The 19,995-nt window shown below is 63.7% G+C and carries 17 protein-coding genes; 13 read left to right on the top strand and 4 right to left on the bottom strand.

Translation table 11 applies throughout. The features are described from left to right. Positions 1-190: 190 nt before the first annotated feature. The 3 genes from NRG23_RS25780 to NRG23_RS25790 all read right to left on the bottom strand — a co-directional run bounded on the left by NRG23_RS25780 (position 191) and on the right by NRG23_RS25790 (position 3,391). On the bottom strand, positions 191-1,012 hold the full coding sequence (locus tag NRG23_RS25780; RefSeq protein ID WP_257372774.1) for a peptidoglycan DD-metalloendopeptidase family protein: 822 nt from the start codon (positions 1,010-1,012) through the stop codon (positions 191-193). Positions 1,013-1,015: 3 nt separating this feature from the next. Then, on the bottom strand, positions 1,016-2,395 hold the full coding sequence (gene xseA / locus NRG23_RS25785; protein WP_124340696.1) for an exodeoxyribonuclease VII large subunit: 1,380 nt from the start codon (positions 2,393-2,395) through the stop codon (positions 1,016-1,018). A 93-nt stretch (positions 2,396-2,488) separates the two neighbouring features. Continuing rightward, on the bottom strand, positions 2,489-3,391 hold the full coding sequence (locus NRG23_RS25790; protein ID WP_257372776.1) for a LysR family transcriptional regulator: 903 nt from the start codon (positions 3,389-3,391) through the stop codon (positions 2,489-2,491). Positions 3,392-3,493: 102 nt separating this feature from the next. On the opposite strand from NRG23_RS25790, the gene NRG23_RS25795 reads away from it, so the two are divergent. The 6 genes from NRG23_RS25795 (at position 3,494) to NRG23_RS25820 (ending at position 9,391) form a co-directional block, all read left to right on the top strand. Continuing rightward, entirely contained in the window at positions 3,494-4,261 is a 768-nt protein-coding gene (locus NRG23_RS25795; protein ID WP_028683312.1) for a sulfite exporter TauE/SafE family protein, read from the top strand. 143 nt (positions 4,262-4,404) lie between these two features. Continuing rightward, positions 4,405-4,953, top strand: coding sequence for a hypothetical protein (locus NRG23_RS25800; protein ID WP_009050627.1), 549 nt, complete (start codon positions 4,405-4,407; stop codon positions 4,951-4,953). 195 nt (positions 4,954-5,148) lie between these two features. Further along, positions 5,149-6,618 carry an IMP dehydrogenase gene (gene guaB / locus NRG23_RS25805; RefSeq protein ID WP_009050626.1) on the top strand — a complete coding sequence of 490 codons (1,470 nt, stop codon included), beginning with the start codon at positions 5,149-5,151 and terminating at the stop codon, positions 6,616-6,618. Positions 6,619-6,717: 99 nt separating this feature from the next. Continuing rightward, complete coding sequence (guaA, locus tag NRG23_RS25810) at positions 6,718-8,295, top strand: glutamine-hydrolyzing GMP synthase (RefSeq protein ID WP_009050625.1); 1,578 nt, start codon at positions 6,718-6,720, stop codon at positions 8,293-8,295. 290 nt (positions 8,296-8,585) lie between these two features. Continuing rightward, positions 8,586-8,867 (top strand): hypothetical protein, encoded by a 282-nt coding sequence (locus NRG23_RS25815; protein WP_009050624.1) that lies wholly within the window; start codon positions 8,586-8,588, stop codon positions 8,865-8,867. A 2-nt stretch (positions 8,868-8,869) separates the two neighbouring features. Continuing rightward, the gene (locus NRG23_RS25820; protein WP_124300367.1) at positions 8,870-9,391 is read left to right on the top strand and encodes an AlpA family transcriptional regulator; all 522 of its coding nucleotides are present in this window, start codon (positions 8,870-8,872) and stop codon (positions 9,389-9,391) included. Positions 9,392-9,409: 18 nt separating this feature from the next. Here NRG23_RS25820 and treR read toward each other — a convergent pair whose 3' ends face one another. Continuing rightward, positions 9,410-10,114: a trehalose operon repressor gene (gene treR / locus NRG23_RS25825; RefSeq protein ID WP_009050622.1), complete on the bottom strand. Its 705-nt coding sequence runs from the start codon at positions 10,112-10,114 to the stop codon at positions 9,410-9,412. A 337-nt stretch (positions 10,115-10,451) separates the two neighbouring features. Between treR and treP the strand changes: the two genes are divergently transcribed. The 7 genes from treP to tadA all read left to right on the top strand — a co-directional run bounded on the left by treP (position 10,452) and on the right by tadA (position 19,960). Further along, positions 10,452-11,894, top strand: coding sequence for a PTS system trehalose-specific EIIBC component (treP, locus tag NRG23_RS25830; RefSeq protein ID WP_016703477.1), 1,443 nt, complete (start codon positions 10,452-10,454; stop codon positions 11,892-11,894). Positions 11,895-11,948: 54 nt separating this feature from the next. Beyond that, positions 11,949-13,598, top strand: a complete 1,650-nt coding sequence (gene treC, locus NRG23_RS25835; protein ID WP_257372784.1) for an alpha,alpha-phosphotrehalase — start codon at positions 11,949-11,951, stop codon at positions 13,596-13,598. A 107-nt stretch (positions 13,599-13,705) separates the two neighbouring features. Then, entirely contained in the window at positions 13,706-14,929 is a 1,224-nt protein-coding gene (locus tag NRG23_RS25840; protein WP_028683311.1) for a carbohydrate porin, read from the top strand. Positions 14,930-14,989: 60 nt separating this feature from the next. Further along, a complete protein-coding gene (ptsP, locus tag NRG23_RS25845) occupies positions 14,990-17,527 on the top strand; it encodes a phosphoenolpyruvate--protein phosphotransferase (protein ID WP_257372785.1) in 2,538 nt (845 codons plus the stop codon). A gap of 2 nt (positions 17,528-17,529) precedes the next feature. Next, entirely contained in the window at positions 17,530-17,826 is a 297-nt protein-coding gene (locus NRG23_RS25850) for a PTS transporter subunit EIIB (RefSeq protein WP_028683309.1), read from the top strand. Positions 17,827-18,089: 263 nt separating this feature from the next. Continuing rightward, positions 18,090-19,466: a multicopper oxidase family protein gene (locus tag NRG23_RS25855; protein WP_257372789.1), complete on the top strand. Its 1,377-nt coding sequence runs from the start codon at positions 18,090-18,092 to the stop codon at positions 19,464-19,466. Then, positions 19,466-19,960, top strand: coding sequence for a tRNA adenosine(34) deaminase TadA (gene tadA / locus NRG23_RS25860; RefSeq protein WP_009050615.1), 495 nt, complete (start codon positions 19,466-19,468; stop codon positions 19,958-19,960). The genes NRG23_RS25855 and tadA overlap by 1 nt, the downstream gene beginning before the upstream one ends. Positions 19,961-19,995: the final 35 nt, after the last annotated feature.

The raw sequence follows: 19,995 nt of genomic DNA on the forward strand, positions 1-19,995 counted from the left end.
AATGAGGGTGTGAGAGGTTTTCATGCCCTCAACCCTAACCATTGGGGTGAAAGATGGCAAGCAGTCGAAAAAAATTGAGATAAATCTCTTAAAGCGGAAGATTTTCGAGATTTTATTCTGCAAGGTTGGCGGCTGCTTCGATCTTATTGCGCAGACTTTTGAACCTGCGCAATCCCTGCGGGAGTCTGACTCAGGGCTGGAAGGCCCCGATAAAGATCGCCGGATCGACCCGGGCATCGTTCAGGCTGACGTTCCAGTGCATGTGCGGCCCGGTGGCGCGCCCGGTGGAGCCGACTTTCCCGACCACGCCGCCGCGGGCCAGTTGCTGGCCGACCTTCACGTCGATCTTCGACATATGGCAGAACATGCTGATAAAGCCCTGGCCGTGGTCGACGAATACGGTGTTGCCGTTGAAAAAGTAATTGCCGATCAGGATCACCTTGCCGGCCGCGGGCGTCTTGATCGGCGTGCCGGCGGGCACCGCGAAGTCCAGTCCGGCGTGCGGGTTGCGCTCCTCACCGTTGAAGAAGCGGCGAACGCCGAACTTGCTCGACAGCGGGCCGCTCACCGGCTTGTCCAGCAGCAGATTGCTCGGGGTATTGGGGCTGAAACTGCGGTAGGCGCGAACCTGTTCGGCCAACTCGGCGTCGATGCGCTTGAGGTCGGCCGGATCGGGGTTGACCTGGCGTTTGTTCTTTAGCGTGATGTGCTGTTCCGGGTATTTCTTGCTGCCCACACTGAAGTTCAGGTTGCGACCGCCAGCACTGATCTGCTGGGGGCCGGGCTTGACGGTCAGGGGGATGCCGACAATCGCCAGCCAGTTGTTCTGTTCCTTGATCACCAGCAGCGGTTTTCCCTGGTAGCTGGCCTTGGGCGCCTGGGCGGCGCTGCCCAGGTCGATCACCGCCACGCCGCCGGGCACTGGTTTGTTCAGCAGGCGCGTGATGTAGCTATCGGCGTGGGCGTTGAGGGTCAGGCACAGCAACAGCAGGGAGCTCAGAAAACGCGGCATGGATCAATCCAGTAAAGAAAGGGTGACAGGCGTCAGGTGATTGTCCTCGACCCGGACCTGCAGTTCGCCTTCGCCAAGACGGGCCTTGAGGCGTTGGCCCGGCTGAGTCTGTGCGGCGCTGCGAATGGCCTGGCCGCGCTCGTCCAGCAGGATGCTGTAGCCACGGCCGAGGGTGGCCAGCGGGCTGACCACATGCAGGGTCTGGATCTGGCTTTGTAGTTGCAGGCGCCGGGACTTCAGGCCTTCGCGCATGGCCCGTGGCAGGCGTTCGGCCAAGCTGTCGAGGCGTTGCCGCAGCAGCGCCAGTTGCCGCCCGGGGTGCTGGCCGGCAAGCCGGGTTTCCAGGCGGATCAGGCGTTCGCGACGGGTATTGAGGCTGCGCTCGAATGCCCGGCGCATGCGCATGTCCAGGTCGTCCAGGCGCTGTGCTTGCTGGCGCAGGCGTTCGCCGGGGTGACGCAGGCGCCGGGCCATGCCTTCCAGGCGCAGGCGGTCGCGCAGCAGCCGATCGCGCATGCGCATCACCAGGCGTCGATGCAGGCTTTCGACCCGATGCCGCAGGTCGCTGGAGTCCGGCGCGAGCAATTCGGCCGCCGCCGAAGGCGTCGGTGCGCGCACGTCGGCGACGAAGTCGCTGATCGAGACGTCGGTTTCATGACCCACGGCGCTGACGATTGGTGTGACGCAGGCATCCACCGCCCGGGCCACGGCTTCTTCGTTGAAGCACCAAAGGTCTTCCAGGGAGCCGCCGCCACGGGCCAGGATCAGTGCGTCGAAGCCCCGGGCATCGGCCATTTTCAGGGCACGGACGATCTGCGCGGTCGCCTCGCGGCCTTGCACGGCGGTCGGGATCAGGGTCAGGGCCACGTGCGGTGCGCGGCGACGGAACACGCTGATGATGTCGCGAATCACCGCGCCCGTCGGCGAACTGATAATGCCGATGCGCTGCGGATGGGCGGGCAGCGGCACCTTGCGTTCGGTGCTGAACAGGCCTTCGGCGCTGAGCTTTTCCTTCAGGGCATCGAAGGCCAGGCGCAGGGCGCCGTCGCCGGCCGGTTCGACCGTATCGAGGATCAACTGATAGTCGCCACGGCCTTCGAACAGCGAGACCTTGCCGCGCACCTTGACCGCCAGGCCGTCCTTCAGCGCCTGGCGCACCCGTGCGGCATTTTGCCGAAACAGCGCGCAGCGCACCTGGGCATTGCTGTCCTTGAGGGTGAAATACACATGGCCGGACGCCGGGCGGGCGAGGTTGGAGATTTCGCCTTCGACCCAGATGTTGCTGAACACGTCTTCCAGCAACACCCGCGCACGGCCGTTGAGCTGGCTGACGGTCAGGACTTCGCGGTCCAGGCCGAGTCTTGCAAAGGGATCTTTAATCATGGGGCGCAGTTTAAAGGCATTCGGCAAACAATCTCCATGGATCGAAACAAAAGGAGACGATGCCTTTGTCGGCCTCGAATACTCCTTCAGTGGTCAGGGCGTGAGGGCGGCGTGGAAGTGTTCGATGAACTGCTTGACCAGAGGTGTCGGGTCTTGCCGGCAGGCGAGGGCGACCGTGCTCTGGCAGGCCGGGTCCGCCAAGGGCAGGAAGTGCAGGCTGGCGGGTGCAATGTCTTGCATCGATTCGGGCAACAGGGCGATGCCGAATCCGGCCTGGATCAACTGCAACTGCGTGGTCTTGCGCGACAACACCCGCGCCGCCTTGGGGAAAAAGCCCTGGCGCATGCACAACTCGGCCGACAGGTAACTCAGGCCTCCACGCTGTGGATGGGGAATGGAGATAAAGGCTTCGTCGCGCAGTTGCGCCAGATCCACGCCCTGCTCAGGAGGATTTAATGCAAGAGGATGGCCCGGCGGCAGGGCCAGCAGCAGGCGCTCACTGAACAGCGGCGTGATCTGCACGCCCTCGCGCTGGCGCAGTACCGGCAGCCGTAGCAGGCCGATATCCAGCCGGCCTTCGGCGACTTCCTCCAACTGCGCTTCGGAAGACAGGGTGGCGATGTCCATCGAGGCGCCCGGGCACTGCTCCAGATAACCGCTGATGGCCCGCAGCAAACGGCCGCTCATGGACACCGTGCTGGAGTGGCTCAGGCGCAATGTCCCCAGTTGCCCATGGCCGACCTGGGTTGCCAGCTCGCTGGCCTTGTTCAGCTCGTCGAGCAGGTTGCGGGCGCGCGGGTAGAAGGCTTCACCCGCCGCCGTCAGCCTGGGCAGGCGCGCGGTGCGCTCGAACAGCGGGGTCTTGAGGTGGATCTCCAGTTCCTTGATCTGCCGGCTGAGGGCGGACTGGGCAACGAACAGGCGTTCGGCGGCCGCGCTGAAACTGCCGCTGTCGGCGATTTCCACGAAGTAGCGCAGTTGGCGGGTTGAAATCACTCGTCATGCCTTTTTGAGATGGGTTGCTGGCTTTGATGATATTAGTCGCAAGGCTTGTGGCTGGCTAAAGTCATTCCTTGATTAAAGAAGGATGGCGAATCGATGAGCATGGTCGAGTTGTTGGGGCAGTGGTCGTGGGGGGCGAGTGGCTGGTTGGCGATCGGCCTGGGAATCGCCCTGGCTTATATCGTGTTTGGCATTGCCGGGTTTGGTACGGCGCTGGTGGCCGGGCCGGTGCTGATCCTGTTCATGCCGCTGTCGAAAATAATCCCGCTGCTGGTGCTGCTGGATTTTGTCGCCGCCTTTGGCAATCTCTTGCCGTCGCGGCGGGATGTCGATCGCTCCGAGCTGGTACGCCTGCTGCCGTGCATGGCGCTGGGCTGCACCCTCGGGGTGATCTTCCTGCTCAACCTCAAGTCCGACCTGTTGCTGCTGTTGATGGGGCTGTTTATCAGCGCTTATGCGGTGTACAGCCTGTGGGTCAAGGCAAGGCCCAAGGCGCTGGCGGCGGGCTGGGCGATTCCCATGGGGACCGTGGGTGGGACGTTCGGGGCGCTGTTCGGCAGTGGCGGCTTTTTATATGCGATCTATCTGAACAGCCGCCTGCCCAAGGATGCGGCGCGGGCCACCCAGAGTGCGTTGATCAGTTGCAGCACGGTGGTGCGCCTGAGCCTGTTCGCCATTGCCGGGGTTTATGCGCAGCTGCCTTTATTGTTGTTGGCGCTGTGCTTGTTGCCGGCGATGGCGCTGGGCTTGTGGATGGGGCGGCGGCTGACCCTGAAGCTGTCCCGCGAGGCGTTCGTCCGGCTGGTGACCTGGCTGGTGCTGGCCAGCGGCATTGCCCTGATCGGTCGTTACCTGAGTACTTGACCTGTGGGGTTCAGGGATTAAGCTGCGGGCCCTCGGATCTACCCGGCATGTCGACTTCTACACTTATTAGTAGGTATCGGCTCACAGGCGTACCGTCCGAACAGGCGACGCAGACTTCCCTTCAAACGCTTCAGGCCCCACCCATGAACTCGCAAAGCATCATCGTCCCGAAAATCTCCACCTTGCCGGTTCACGAACCTCGCGCCCGGGCGATCGTGCGCTGGCTGGTGCGCAAGAACATCGTCGAGGAAGCCTTGAGCACCTGTGGCCGTACCGGCAATCGCATGGCGCACGCCATTGCCCCGGGCGCGCGCGAAGTCGTGCTGCGCCCGGAGGCCTTGCCCTTCGGCGAACCGGTCAACGGCCTGGAGATCATTACCAAGCGCTGCATCTACACCCCGGCCAAGGGGTTTCTCGAGGAAGCGGGCTGCGCCGAGTGCCGCCAGGAAGTGGGGGAGGCGCTGTTCGAGAGCCTGGAAGACTGGATGCCCGGGCGCACCGATAACTTCACCTGCCCCGAGTGCGGGCATGAAGATGACATCAACGGTTTTCTGTTCTTGCAGGAGTGCGGGTTTTCCAACCTCGGTTTCATCTTCAACAACTGGGCCGAGGCCGGGTTCAAGCAGAGCTTTCTCGACGAGTTCGCCGAATGGCTGGATCAGCCGGTGAGCTGGGTGAAGGTGGAGTTGTAAGGGGATTTCGGCAACCGGGTCCGGGTGCTGGATTCATCGTCGGCAGGTGCAATGCTGGCCCGCGAAACAGACGCTGCGTTCCGGCAAATTCCCCATCCATCACCCCGTTGATAATAGACAGAGTTTTACATTGAGCCCGGGTAGGTGTCTGAGTATAATGGCGCGCTTCCATTTTCCCGCTCGGGAGCCCCCGCGATGCTGCGTATCAGCCAAGAAGCTCTGACCTTCGACGACATTCTCCTAGTGCCTGGTTATTCCGAGGTGCTTCCTAACGAAGTCAGTCTCAAGACCCGTCTTACCCGTGGCATCGAGCTGAATATTCCACTGGTTTCCGCCGCAATGGACACCGTCACTGAAGCCCGTCTGGCAATCGCCATGGCTCAGGAAGGTGGCATCGGCATCATCCACAAGAACATGACCATCGAGCAGCAAGCTGCCGAAGTCCGCAAGGTCAAGAAGTTCGAAGCCGGCGTCGTCAAAGACCCGATCACCATCGAGGCTGACGCCACGGTGCGCGACCTGTTCGAACTGACCCGCATGCACAACATTTCCGGCGTGCCGGTACTGCACGATGGCGACCTGGTCGGCATCGTCACTTCCCGTGACGTGCGTTTCGAAAACCGCCTGGACGCCAGTGTCCGTGAAGTGATGACGCCTAAAGAGCGCCTGGTCACGGTCAAGGAAGGCGCCGACAAGAACGACGTGCGTGAGCTGCTGCACAAGCACCGCATCGAGCGCGTGCTGATCGTCGACGACAAGTTCGCCCTCAAGGGCATGATGACCGTCAACGACATCGAAAAAGCCAAGGCTTACCCGCTGGCCAGCAAGGACGATCAAGGTCGTCTGCGCGTAGGTGCTGCGGTCGGTACCGGTAAAGACACCGGTGACCGTGTTGCCGCCCTGGTCAACGCCGGTGTGGACGTGGTGGTGGTCGACACCGCCCACGGTCACTCCAAAGGCGTGATCGATCGCGTTCGCTGGGTCAAGGAAAACTACCCGCAAGTGCAAGTGATCGGCGGCAACATCGCCACCGGTGCCGCTGCCAAGGCCCTGGCCGCCGCTGGCGCCGACGCAGTCAAGGTCGGTATCGGCCCGGGCTCGATCTGCACCACCCGTATCGTCGCCGGTGTCGGCGTACCGCAAATCAGCGCCATCGCCAATGTCGCCGCAGCCCTTGAAGGCACCGGCGTTCCATTGATCGCCGACGGCGGCATCCGCTTCTCCGGTGACCTGTCCAAGGCCATCGTCGCTGGTGCTTCCGCCGTGATGATGGGCTCGATGTTCGCCGGTACCGAAGAAGCGCCAGGCGAAATCGAACTGTTCCAGGGCCGTTCCTACAAGGCTTACCGCGGCATGGGTTCGCTGGGCGCCATGTCCCAGGCCCAGGGCTCTTCCGACCGTTACTTCCAGGACTCCTCCGCGGGTGCCGAGAAGCTGGTTCCGGAAGGCATCGAAGGCCGTGTTCCGTACAAGGGCACCCTGACCGCCATCATCCATCAGCTGATGGGTGGCCTGCGTTCTTCCATGGGCTACACCGGTAGCGCCAACATCGAAGAAATGCGCACCAAGCCGGAGTTCGTACGCATCACTGGCGCCGGTATGGCTGAGTCCCACGTCCACGACGTGCAGATCACCAAGGAAGCGCCGAACTACCGCGTAGGTTGATGCTTCAAGCAAAACGTTAAATGACCGGGGCTGTTTTATTCAGCCCCGAGTCGTTTCTGAATCACGACTGTTTTCGAATTACCTAGACGAGACTGAATCATGGCCCTCGACATTCATGCCCACCGCATCCTGATCCTCGATTTCGGTTCTCAGTACACCCAGTTGATCGCCCGTCGCGTGCGTGAAATCGGCGTGTACTGCGAACTGCATCCGTTCGACATGGATGACGAAGCGATTCGCGAATTCGCTCCAAAAGGCGTCATTCTCGCCGGCGGCCCCGAGTCCGTGCACGAAGCCGACAGCCCGCGCTGCCCGCAAGCGGTGTTCGACCTGGGCGTGCCGGTCTTCGGTATCTGCTACGGCATGCAGACCATGGCCGAGCAAATGGGCGGCAAGGTCGAGGGTTCCGAGCTGCGTGAATTCGGTTATGCCCGCGTCGATGTGGTCGGCAAGAGCCGCCTGCTGGACGGCATCGAAGACCACGTCGACGCTGACGGCCTGTTCGGCCTCGACGTGTGGATGAGCCACGGTGACAAGGTCACCAAGATGCCGGAAGACTTCCACATCCTGGCCAGCACCCCGAGCTGCCCGATCGCCGGCATGTTCAACGACGACCTGCGCTACTACGGCGTGCAGTTCCACCCGGAAGTGACCCACACCAAGCAGGGCGGTCGCATCCTGTCGCGCTTCATCCTCGACATCTGCGGCTGCGAAGCCCTGTGGACGCCGTCGAAGATCGCTGAAGACGCTATCGCCCAGGTGCGTGCCCAGGTGGGCACCGACAACGTTCTGCTCGGCCTGTCCGGCGGCGTCGACTCCTCGGTGGTCGCGGCCCTGCTGCACAAGGCCATCGGCGACCAGCTGACCTGCGTCTTCGTCGACAACGGCCTGCTGCGCCTGCACGAAGGCGAGCAAGTGATGGCCATGTTCGCCGAGAACATGGGCGTCAAGGTGATCCGCGCCAACGCCGAGGAGCAGTTCCTCAACAACCTGGCCGGCGAAGCCGACCCGGAGAAGAAGCGCAAGATCATCGGCCGTACCTTCATCGACGTGTTCGATGCCGAATCCTGCAAGCTGGACAACATCAAGTTCCTGGCCCAGGGCACCATCTACCCGGACGTGATCGAGTCGGCTGGCGCCAAGAGCGGCAAGGCCCACGTGATCAAGTCGCACCACAATGTGGGCGGCCTGCCGGAAGAGATGAACCTCAAGCTGGTCGAGCCCCTGCGCGAGCTGTTCAAGGACGAAGTCCGTCGTCTGGGCCTGGAACTGGGCCTGCCGTACGACATGGTTTACCGTCACCCGTTCCCGGGCCCGGGCCTGGGCGTGCGCATCCTCGGCGAAGTGAAGAAGGAATACGCCGACCTGCTGCGTCGCGCCGACCACATCTTCATCGAAGAGCTGCGCAAGGCCGACTGGTACCACAAGGTCAGCCAGGCGTTCGTGGTGTTCCAGCCGGTGAAATCGGTGGGTGTGGTCGGTGACGGCCGTCGTTACGCCTGGGTCGTGGCCCTGCGTGCCGTGGAAACCATCGACTTCATGACCGCACGTTGGGCGCACCTGCCTTACGAGCTGCTGGAAACCGTCAGCGGCCGGATCATCAACGAGATCGAAGGCATCTCCCGCGTCACCTATGACGTGTCGAGCAAGCCGCCAGCCACCATCGAGTGGGAATGATCCCGGCCGAGTGATCGGCTGCTGATCGTTCAGGCAACAGCAATGGCGATCGAGACCTTCGGGTGTCGATCGCCATTTGTGTTTCAGGGTCTTTAAAACGCCCGCTTTCCAGCCCTCCCGCAATACCAGGAAAGACATGGGCCCATCGTCGCCCGCCTGGCCTGTGTACCCTCGACAGACATTCATCGAACTCCCAGCGGCGGCCTTTGGCGATGCCGGCGCAGGCGTTGAAAGAATTCATGGTTGTCAGTTGACAACCTTTTCATTGTTGACGAGACTGGAGGCCATGGATGGCTCGCACACCTCATCCCAAGAAAGACATTGAAATGGCGCTGCGTTACGCCGAGTGGCAGGGCTGGCGCGTCGAAGTCGGCGGTAGTCATGCCTGGGGCAAGATCTACTGCCCTTACAACAGCGAGGTGTGCCGGTGTGGCGAGTTCTGCATCACCAGTGTGTGGAGCACGCCGAAAAATCCCCTCCAGCATGCCCGGGCGCTGTGCCGGGTAGTCGACAACTGCACGCTGAATCAGCTGCGCGGCGGGAAAGTCCCGCAACCTCGTCGGGAGTCATGACCATGGAATACCTGTTTACCCTCAACTACCTGCTGCCTGCCCACGACTGTGACCCAGACGTACTGGTGGAGCGCCTTGGCGCGGGGGGCTGCACCGATGCGCTGGTCGGTACCGGGCTGGCGGGGCGCCTGGCGCTGGAGTTCAGCCGCGAGGCCGAAAGCGGTGAGGCGGCGCTGCTCAGTGCCCTGGGCGATATCAAGCGGATCATTCCGGATGCGCGGCTGGTAGAGGCCAGCCCGGATTTCGTCGGCCTGAGCGAGATTGCCGACATTGTCGGGGTCTCCCGGCAGAACATGCGCAAGCTGATGCTCAACCATGCCGGCAGCTTCCCCCTGGCGATCCATGAGGGCAGCGCCTCGCTCTGGCATCTGGCGGAAGTGCTGAGCTGGCTGGAGGCCCGGGGCGGTTATGAGCTGCAGCACCCGGTGATAGAGGTGGCGCGGGTCGCGCAATCCGTGAACGTTGCCAAGGAGGCCCGGCGGGTTGGCACCCCGAGCGCCGAACTGGTGGCGCTGCTGGGCTGAGTGGGCCCGCCGCGGCGGTCAGCGTCGGGCGACGTCCGAGAAGTAGAACTTGTCCAGGGTGTGGCGTGATTCGGTGTACTCGAACTGTCGGCCGTCCTGCAGGAAGGTCTGGTTGCTGACCACTATCACGTGGCTCTGGCCCTCCAGGTCCAGGTGCTGCTGGTCATCCCGGGTGCGTGGAATCGCTTCGATGGTCCGCTGGGCGTAGCTGATCTGCAATTGCAGGGTCTGCTCGATGTAGGCGTAGATCGAGTGCTCGGCAATCTGCCGGTCCAGCCCCGGGATCAACTCGGCGACAAAGTGGTTGATGTCGAGAATCACCCGTTTGCCATCGATACGCCGCACCCGCTTGATGCGGGTAATCAGGCTGCCTTCCTCGGCCTGCAGGTGTTCGCGCAACGCGCCTTCGAGGGGAAACTGGGTGAACTCCACCACCTCGGTGCTGACGTCGTTGCCCAGGCGTGGATAGGTTTCCTGGAAGCTGACGATGCCGCCCAGCTGGAACTCGATCGGGTGCGGCGACAGCACAAAAGTGCCCTTGCCATGGATCTTCTGGGCGAAGCCGCGCTCCTGCAACTGCTCGATGGCCTTGCGCACGGTGCCGCGGCTGGCCTGGTAGCTGTCCATCAACTCGGTTTCGGAAGGCAGGCGAGCGCCGCGTTCCAGGCGCTCGGTGGTGATGCTGGCAAGCAGATCGCTGTAGATCTGGTTGTATTTACTCATGGGATGGCTCTGTGCCGTCTGCGCTCAAGGCGGGAACCTTAAGGGCCGTGAGCGGATTTGTCTATTTGAGACGCTGGGGTCGAACGCCTGGTTGCGGGTGTTGAACTGGCGATGAAATACCTTACAGCAGTTTAAGAATTTTCTGTCGCGCATGGCGTGCTCTGCCGGAAAACACGGATCTAGAGCGGTTCTCGCGCAGAAGAAACTCACTGCGACCTGTATTTCGGAGCGGCACCGACAAACTCGTCTGTACGAGTTGTTGATTTAACTCGTACAGACGAGTATTTTTCGCTTCGGCGTGCTGCCAATAACAAAAAACCAAAGCGGAAGAACAAGCATGAGCCACGATTACTCCACGATCGCCAGCGAGTTGCTGCACAGCCTCGGTGGCGCCGACAACCTCGAACAAGCCGCGCATTGCGTCACCCGCCTGCGCCTGGCGCTCAAGGACCCGAGCCTGGTGGACAGCGCGACGCTGAACCAGATCGATCTGGTCAAGGGCTCGTTTTTCACCGGTGGCCTGTTCCAGGTGGTCATCGGCCCCGGCGAAGTCGAAAAGGTCTATGCCGCGTTGCGCCAACTCACCGGGCTGGCCGCATCCACCATCGCCGACGTCAAGCAGAAGGGCGCCGACAAGACCAACGCCATGCAGCGCCTGGTGCGAGTGTTTTCCGATGTCTTCATGCCGATCCTGCCGGCGCTGATCATTGCCGGCCTGCTGATGGGGGTGAACAACCTGATCGGCGCCAAGGGCATGTTCATCGAGGGCCGCACCCTGCTCGAGGCCTACCCGACCCTGGATGGCGTGTGGAGCCTGATCAACCTGATGGCCAACACCTCCTTCGTATTCCTGCCGGCACTGGTGGGCTGGTCGGCGGCCAAGCGCTTTGGCGGCAGTGAGATCCTCGGCATCGTGCTGGGCCTGATGCTGGTGCATCCCGACCTGCTCAATGCCTGGAACTACGGCAAGGCCGTGGCCGGGCTGGAGGGCCAGAGCCTGCCGTACTTCGACATCTTCGGCCTGTTCCAGATCGAGAAGGTCGGCTACCAGGGGCAGATCCTGCCGATCCTGCTGGCGGCCTACGTCATGAGCGTCATCGAAAAATGGCTGCGGGCGCGGGTACCGAACGCGATCACCCTGCTGGTCGTGCCCATCACCACCATAGTGGTCACCGGCGTGCTGGCGCTGGCAGTGATAGGCCCGGTGACCCGGCACCTGGGGATCCTGATCACCGAAGGCGTGGTCACCCTGTTCGAGCTGGCACCGATGGTCGGCGGGGCGATTTTCGGCCTGCTCTACGCGCCGCTGGTGATCACCGGCATGCACCACATGTTCCTCGCCGTGGACCTGCAACTGATCTCGACCCAGGGCGGCACCTTCATCTGGCCGATGATCGTCATGTCCAACCTGGCCCAGGGCAGTGCGGCGCTGGCGGTGTTCAGCATGAGCCGCAACGCACGGGACCGCAGCATGGCCTCGACCTCGGCGATCTCCGCCTATTTCGGCATCACCGAGCCGGCCATGTTCGGGGTCAACCTGCGCTACAAATTCCCGTTCTACGCCGCGCTGATCGGCTCGGCGCTGGGCAGCATTTTCCTCTCGCTGAACAAGGTCCAGGCCTCGGCCATCGGCGTCGGCGGGCTGCCGGGGTTCATCTCGATCATTCCCCAGTACATCCCGATGTTCGTGGTCGGCATGGTCGTCGCCCTGGTGGTGCCGTTCGTACTGACCTGCGGCTTGAGCATGAAGATCATCCGGCCGGGGTATCGCGTCGCCTGACAGATCGCGATAAGGCCCCCAAGGCCAGTACCCAACCCATTGAAGGAGCCCGCCATGCAAGACTGGCAGCGTTCGGTGATCTACCAGATCTACCCGAAGAGTTTCTACAGCCACAGCGGCCAGGCCACCGGCGACCTGCTGGGGGTGGTCGACAAGCTCGACTACCTGCATTGGCTGGGTGTCGATTGCCTGTGGCTCACCCCGTTCCTGCGCTCGCCGCAGCGCGACAACGGCTACGACATCAGCGACTACTACGCCATCGATCCGAGCTACGGGACCATGGCCGATTGCGAGTTGCTGATCGCCGAGGCCGGCAAGCGCGGCATCAAGCTGATGCTGGACATCGTGGTCAACCACACCTCCATCGAACATGAGTGGTTCCAGCAGGCCCGCAGCAGCCTCGACAACCCGTACCGCGACTTCTACATCTGGCGCGACCAGCCGAACAACTGGGAGTCCAAGTTCGGCGGTTCCGCCTGGGAGTACGAAGCGCAGACCGGCCAGTACTACCTGCACCTGTTCGACCACACCCAGGCCGACCTCAACTGGGACAACCCCCGGGTGCGCGCCGAAGTGTTTAAGATGATGCGTTTCTGGCGCGACAAGGGCGTGGGCGGCTTCCGCTTGGACGTGATCAACCTGATCTCCAAGCCGTCCGATTTCCCGGAAGACGCCAGCGATGGCCGGCGCTTCTATACCGACGGCCCGAACGTGCACCCGTACCTGCAGCAGATGCATCGCGAGGTCTTCGAGGGCTTTGACCTGATCAATGTCGGCGAGATGTCCTCCACCAGCCTCGAGCACTGCATTCGTTATTCGCAGCCCGAGTCGAAAGAGCTGTCGATGACCTTCAACTTCCACCACCTGAAGGTCGATTACCCGAACCTGCAGAAGTGGATTCGCGCCGATTTCGACTTCCTCCAGCTCAAGCGCATCCTCTCCGACTGGCAGAGCGGCATGCAGGCCGGCGGTGGCTGGAACGCGCTGTTCTGGTGTAACCACGACCAGCCACGGGTGGTGTCGCGTTTCGGCGACGACGGCGAATACCGGGTGGTTTCGGCGAAGATGCTCGCCACTGCGCTGCACTTCCTCCAGGGCACGCCGTTCGTCTACCAGGGCGAGGAGCTGGGCATGACCAACCCCGGTTTTACCCACATCGACCAATACCGCGATGTCGAGACCCTGAACATCTACCGCCTCAAGCGCGAAACCGGTGACAGCGAGGCGGACAACATGGCGGCGATCATGCAGAAGTCCCGGGACAACGGGCGCACGCCGATGCAATGGAATGCCGGGGCCCATGCCGGTTTCAGCAGCGTCGAACCCTGGATCGGCGTGCCGGCCAGTGCCGCGCAAATCAACGTCGAGCAGCAGCTCGAAGACCCGGATTCGGTGTTGCACCACTACCGCCAGCTGATTGCCCTGCGTCGTCGCGAGCCGCTGATCCAGGACGGCGAATATCGCCCGCTGCTGGCCGAGCACCCGCAGGTCTGGGCCTATCTGCGCGAGGGTCAGGGCGAGCGCCTGCTGGTGGTGAACAATTTCTACGGCAGCGCCTGCGAAGTGCAGTTGCCGGAGGGAGTGATGACCGAGCGCATGGAGCAGCGCCTGGTCATCAGCAACTACGCGGACCATGAAACCCGCAGCCGCCAGCTGTTCCTGCGGCCTTACGAGTCCTTTGTCCTGCACCTGATCGACCGCTGACAACCTTCCCCGCATGAGCGCGGCGTGCCCGGCACACCGCGAGCTTTCGCTCGCCGGTAGGGGGGCGCCTGCGGGGCACACACAGAATAAAAATAATGGGGTGGCTTATGAAAACAACAATAAATCGCGGCCTTGCAGCCTCTTGCGTCTGCCTGGCCTTGCCGTTCCCGGCCCAGGCCCTGGAGTTCGCCGGTTACCTGCGCAGCGGTCTCGGAACCTCGGTCAACAGCAGCTCGCAGTCGTGTTTCCAACTGCCCGGCGCCCAGTCCAAATACCGCCTGGGCAACGAGTGCGAACAGTACGCCGAGCTGGAACTGCGCCAGGACCTCTACACCCTGGACGACGGCTCGGTATTCAGCGTCGACGCCATGGCGTCGCTCTATAACCAGTACGACCGCAGCCTGACTTTCCAGGGCGACAACGGCTCGGCGCGCATGCCGCAGATGTATGCCCAGTGGTCGAACATGCCCAGCCTCAATGGCGGCTCGCTGTGGGCTGGCCGGCGTTACTACAAGCGTAACGACATCCATATCTCCGACTTCTACTACTGGAACCAGAGCGCCACCGGCGGCGGTATCGAGGACGTGCTGATCGGCGACCTGAAATACAGCTACGCCTTCTCGCGCAAGGACAACCTGTACCAGAAGGACTACATCAACCGGCACGATTTCAACGTCGCCGGTTTCAAGACCAACCCCGGCGGCGAGCTGGAGCTGGGCCTGAGCTACATCGACAAGCCCGACAGCCGCGACGCCCATCGGGGTTGGGCGATCACCGCCCAGCACGTGCAGAAGGACTTCCTGGGCGGCAAGAACAAGCTGGCGTTGCAGTACGGCGAAGGCCCGGGTACCGGGCTGGGTTACACCGGCAATGTGCAACTGGACGACAGCAACAAGAGCTACCGGCTGGTGGAGTTCTTCGACTGGCAACTGACCCCGCGCTTTGGCGGGCAGGTCGAAGCGATCTACCAGAAAGACATCCGCCCCGACGGTAACGACCAGAACTGGATCTCCCTGGGTATCCGCCCGGCCTATGCGATCAGCGAGCAGTTCAAGCTGGTCACCGAGCTGGGCCACGACCAGGTCGAGGCCCCCGGCGGCACGCGCAAGCTCAGCAAGTTCACCTTCGCCCCGACCTGGTCGCCCAAGGGCCCGGAATTCTGGGCGCGCCCCGAGGTGCGCCTGTACTACACCTATGCCAGCTGGAACCAGGCCGCCAAGCGCGCGGCGAATGAGCTGGCGGCGGGTTCGGCGCTGTCCGATACCGGCGCCTTCGGCACCGCCAGGCATGGCGCGAACGTCGGATTGCAGGTCGAGTACTGGTGGAAATAAGCGATGCTGTCGGGGCTCGCGCTCCATCGGCACTTACAAGAACAAACAGCAGGTGAAGTCATGGCTACAACCCAACAATTGCAACTGCTCGCGCCGCTGTCCGGGCTGTTGATGCCCCTGGAGCAAGTGCCGGACCCGGTGTTCTCCAGCCGGGTCATCGGTGACGGCCTGTGCATCGACCCGACCTCGCAGACCCTGCGCGCGCCGCTGGCCGGTGTGGTCAGCAACGTGCAGGACAGTGGCCATGCGGTGAGCATCACCGACGACAACGGGGTGCAGGTGCTGATGCACATCGGCCTGGACACGGTGAACCTGGCGGGCAAGGGCTTTAGCCGCCTGGTGCAGGAGGGCCAGCGGGTCGAGGCCGGGCAGCCGCTGATCGAGTTCGATGCCGACTACATCGCCGTGCATGCCCGCAGCCTGTTGACGCTGATGCTGGTGGTCAGTGGCGAGCCGTTCACCTGGCTGATCGCGGACAGCGCGTTGGTGGACAGCGGCCAGCCGCTGTTGCAGTTGGGCCTGGGCGAGCCTGCGCCAAGCACAGAGCCCGAGGAGGAGGGCGAGGCGCTGTTCTCCAAACCCGTGACGCTGCCTAATCCCAATGGCCTGCATGCGCGCCCGGCGGCGGTGTTCGCCCAGACGGCCAAGGGCTTCAAGGCGAGCATCTGCCTGCACAAGCAGCAGGCCAGCGCCAACGCCAAGTCCCTGGTGGCGATCATGGCGTTGCAGACCGCGCAGGGCGATGCCTTGCAAGTCAGCGCGGCGGGCGCGGATGCCGAGGCGGCGATCAAGGCCCTGGCCGAGTTGCTGGCGAGTGGTTGTGGCGAGGCGGTGAGCGCGGTGATCGCCGCCAAACCTGTGGCGCCGGTTGCCGCGCCATCGGGCAAGTTGCTGCGGGGCGTCTGCGCCTCGACGGGGTCGGCCTTCGGGCAGGTGGTGCAGGTGGCCGAGCAGAAGCTCGAGATTATCGAACTCGCCGCCAATCAGGCGGCGCAACGCGAGCTGCTGGAGCGGGCGCTGGCGCAGGCCACCGAGGCCTTGCAAGTCCTGCGGGACAAGGCCGCCAGCACCGCCCAGGGCGAGATCTTCAAGGCTCACCAGGAACTGCTGGAAGACCCGAGCCTGCTGGAGCAGGCCCATGCCCTGATCGCCGATGGCAAAAGCGCGGCATTCGCCTGGAACAGCGCCACCGAGGCCACCGCCGAGCTGTTCAAGGGCCTGGGCAATCCGTTGCTGGCCGAGCGCGCCCTGGACCTGATGGATGTCGGGCAGCGGGTGCTCAAGTTACTGCTGGGCGTGCAGGACAGCGCCTGGGTCCTGCCGGAGCAGGCGATCCTGATTGCCGAGCAGCTCACCCCGTCCCAGACCGCCGGCCTCGATACCCGCAAGGTGCTGGGGTTTGCCACGGTCGGCGGTGGCGCCACCAGCCATGTGGCGATTCTGGCCCGGGCCCTGGGCTTGCCGGCGGTCTGCGGCCTGCCGGTACAGGTACTGGCGTTGGCCAGCGGCACGCCGGTGCTGCTGGATGCCGACCAGGGTGAATTGCACCTGGACCCGCAGCTGGCGGTGATCGAGCAGTTGCAGGCCCGGCGTCAGCAGCAACAGCAGCGCCAGCGCCAGGAGCTGGAACAGGCCGCCGAGGCCGCGGTGACCCGCGACGGCCATCATGTCGAGGTGACGGCCAACGTCGCTTCGCTGGCCGAGGCCGAGCAAGCCATGGACCTGGGCGGGGAGGGCGTCGGCCTGCTGCGCTCGGAGTTTCTTTACCAGGACCGCAGCGTCGCCCCGAGCCATGAAGAACAGGCCGCGACCTACAGCGCCATCGCCCGGGCCCTGGGGCCAGAGCGCAACCTGGTGGTACGGACCCTGGATGTCGGTGGCGACAAACCGCTGGCCTATGTGCCGATGGAGCCTGAAGCCAACCCCTTCCTCGGCATGCGCGGGATCCGCCTGTGCCTGGAGCGCCCGCAGCTGTTGCGCGAACAGTTCCGGGCGATTCTCGCCAGCGCCGGCCTGGCCCGCCTGCACATCATGCTGCCGATGGTCACCCAGCTGGCGGAATTGCGGCAGGCGCGGCAGATGCTGGAGGACGAAGCCCTGGCCCTGGGGCTCAAGGAGTTGCCGAAGCTGGGGATCATGATCGAAGTGCCGTCGGCGGCGCTGCTGGCCGACCTGTTCGCGCCGGAGGTGGATTTCTTCTCCATCGGCACCAACGACCTGACCCAGTACACCCTGGCCATGGACCGCGATCATCCGCGCCTGGCCAGCCAGGCCGACAGTTTCCACCCGGCGGTGCTGCGCCTGATCGCCTCCACGGTCAAGGCCGCCCATGCCCACGGCAAGTGGGTCGGCGTCTGCGGGGCGCTGGCTTCGGAAACCCTGGCGGTGCCGCTGCTGCTGGGGCTGGGCGTGGACGAACTGTCGGTCAGCGTGCCGTTGATTCCGGCGATCAAGGCCCGCGTGCGCGAGGTCGAGCTGAGCCAGTGCCAGGCCCTTGCCGGACGCATTCTCGGCCTGGAAAGCGCCGAACAGGTACGCGACGCCTTGCACCAGCATCAACAGTCGACGCTGGCCCCTTCACTGGTTCTGGAGAACTGAACATGTTCGAGAAATTGCAGCGGGCGTTCTGGAAGGCCCTGACCCCGGACCTGGTGCCTGACCAGCCGAAAACCACAACCCAGGCCAAGGATGACGCCGCCCTGGGCGAGGCCGTTATTGCGGCGCTGGGCGGTGCGAACAACCTCAAGACCCGGCAGCGCGTGGCCCTGACCCGGGTGCGGGTGGAATTGCATGATCCGACCTTGCTCGATGTTGTGGCCTTACGCAGCGCTGGCGTGCTCGGGACGATGGCGCTGGCGGGAGGCGTGGTGCATCTGCTTGTCGGGTTATCTGCGTAGCCGCTGTCGAGCCTGGGTTTATGCGAGTGCTGCGCACTCGATCGCGAGCAAGCTCGCTCCTACAGGACTGCATATTCCCCTGTAGGAGCGAGCTTGCTCGCGATAGCGTCCGAATGATCAGCGCCTTTTTTTCTTCACATGTCATGGCCCCACCCACCTGCGGCCGCTTGCCGCGCCGCCCTTACTGTTTCTCAACTGCGGGTGTATCGTATTCGCCTTTTGCGGGTCCTGGCCCGCCGCGGATACGTGAGGTAGTTGAGTCCATGTCCTTTACCCGTCGACAGATACTCGGTGGTCTGGCCGGTCTTGCAGTGGTTGGCGTGGGCGCCGGTGGCGCGTCGCGTTACTGGCTGGGCAAGATGGCCGACGCCGAGGCAGGCCACGATTATCAACTGATCGCCGCGCCGCTGGACGTCGAGCTGGTGCCGGGCCACAAGACCGAAGCCTGGGCCTTCGGCCCTTCCGCGCCGGGCACCGAGCTGCGGGTGCGCCAGGGCGAGTGGCTGCGGGTGCGCTTCATCAACCACCTGCCGGTGGCCACCACCATCCACTGGCACGGCATCCGCCTGCCGCTGGAAATGGACGGCGTACCTTACGTCTCGCAATTGCCGGTCATGCCGGGCGAGTACTTCGACTACAAGTTCCGCGTGCCGGATGCCGGCAGCTACTGGTACCACCCCCACGTCAACAGCAGCGAAGAACTGGGCCGCGGCCTGGTCGGCCCGCTGATCATCGAAGAGCGCGAGCCCACCGGCTTCAAGTACGAACGCACCCTGAGCCTGAAAAGCTGGCATGTGGATGAAGCCGGCGCCTTCGTGCCGTTCAGCATCCCCCGCGAGGCGGCGCGTGGTGGCACGGCGGGGCGCCTGTCGACCATCAACGGCGTGTCCCAGGGGGTGGTGGAGATCCCGGCCGGGCAGATCACCCGCGTGCGCCTGCTCAACCTCGACAACACCCTGACCTACCGCATCAACATCCCCGGTGTCGAAGCGCAGATCTATGCCCTGGACGGCAACCCCATCGAGCCGAGGCCGCTGGGCAAGGAATACTGGCTGGGGCCGGGCATGCGCATCTGCCTGGCGATCAAGGCGCCGCCGGCCGGCGAAGAGCTGTCGCTGCGCAACGGCCCGGTGCGCCTGGGCACCTTGCGTTCGGTGGCCAACAGCGACGCGCCGACCGAGTGGCCGCCGGCGTTGCCAGCCAACCCGATCGCCGAGCCGGACCTGGATAACGCCGAGAAGCTCAACTTCAACTTCGAGTGGGTTGGCTCGGTCTCGGTGAACGTGGACAATGGCAGGCCACCGAGCCTCTGGCAGATCAACGGCAAGGCCTGGGACATCACCGACAAGACCTGCGCCGACCGCCCGATCGCCACGCTCAAGAAGGGCCAGAGCTACATTTTCGAATTGAAGAACATGACTCAGTACCAGCACCCGATCCACTTGCACGGCATGAGCTTCAAGGTCATCGCCTCGAACCGCAAGAAGATCACCCCGTACTTCACCGACACCTACCTGCTGGGTAAGAACGAGCGTGCCCGGGTGGCGCTGGTGGCGGATAACCCGGGGGTGTGGATGTTCCATTGCCATGTGATCGACCACATGGAAACCGGCCTGATGGCCGCCATCGAGGTGGCCTGATGCGGCAGATTCGCCCCGCCCGGATCATCGATCGCAGCCGCGACCAGGAGTTCATGCGTGAAGCCCTGGCCCTGGCCGCCCAGGGCGCGGCCCTGGGCGAGGTGCCGGTGGGCGCGGTGCTGGTGCAGGACGGGGAAATCATCGGTCGCGGCTACAACTGCCCGATCAGCGGCAGCGACCCCAGCGCCCACGCGGAAATGGTCGCGATCCGCGCCGCGGCCCAGGCGGTCGACAACTATCGCCTGCCCGGCAGCACCCTCTACGTGACCCTGGAACCGTGCAGCATGTGCGCCGGGCTGATCGTGCATTCGCGTATCGCCCGGGTGGTGTACGGCGCGCTGGAGCCCAAGGCGGGCATCGTGCAGAGCCAGGGGCAGTTCTTCAGCCAGGGGTTTCTCAACCATCGGGTGCTGGTCGAGGGCGGGGTGCTGGCCGAAGAGTGCGGCGCGGTGTTGAGCGAGTTCTTCAAGGCACGCCGCGCCAGCCGCAACTGAGCACCTTCCTCTTCTGTAGGAGCGAAGCTTGCTCG

It is taken from the genome of Pseudomonas sp. T8, from assembly GCF_024610635.1.
Lineage (GTDB): Bacteria > Pseudomonadota > Gammaproteobacteria > Pseudomonadales > Pseudomonadaceae > Aquipseudomonas > Aquipseudomonas chlororaphis_I.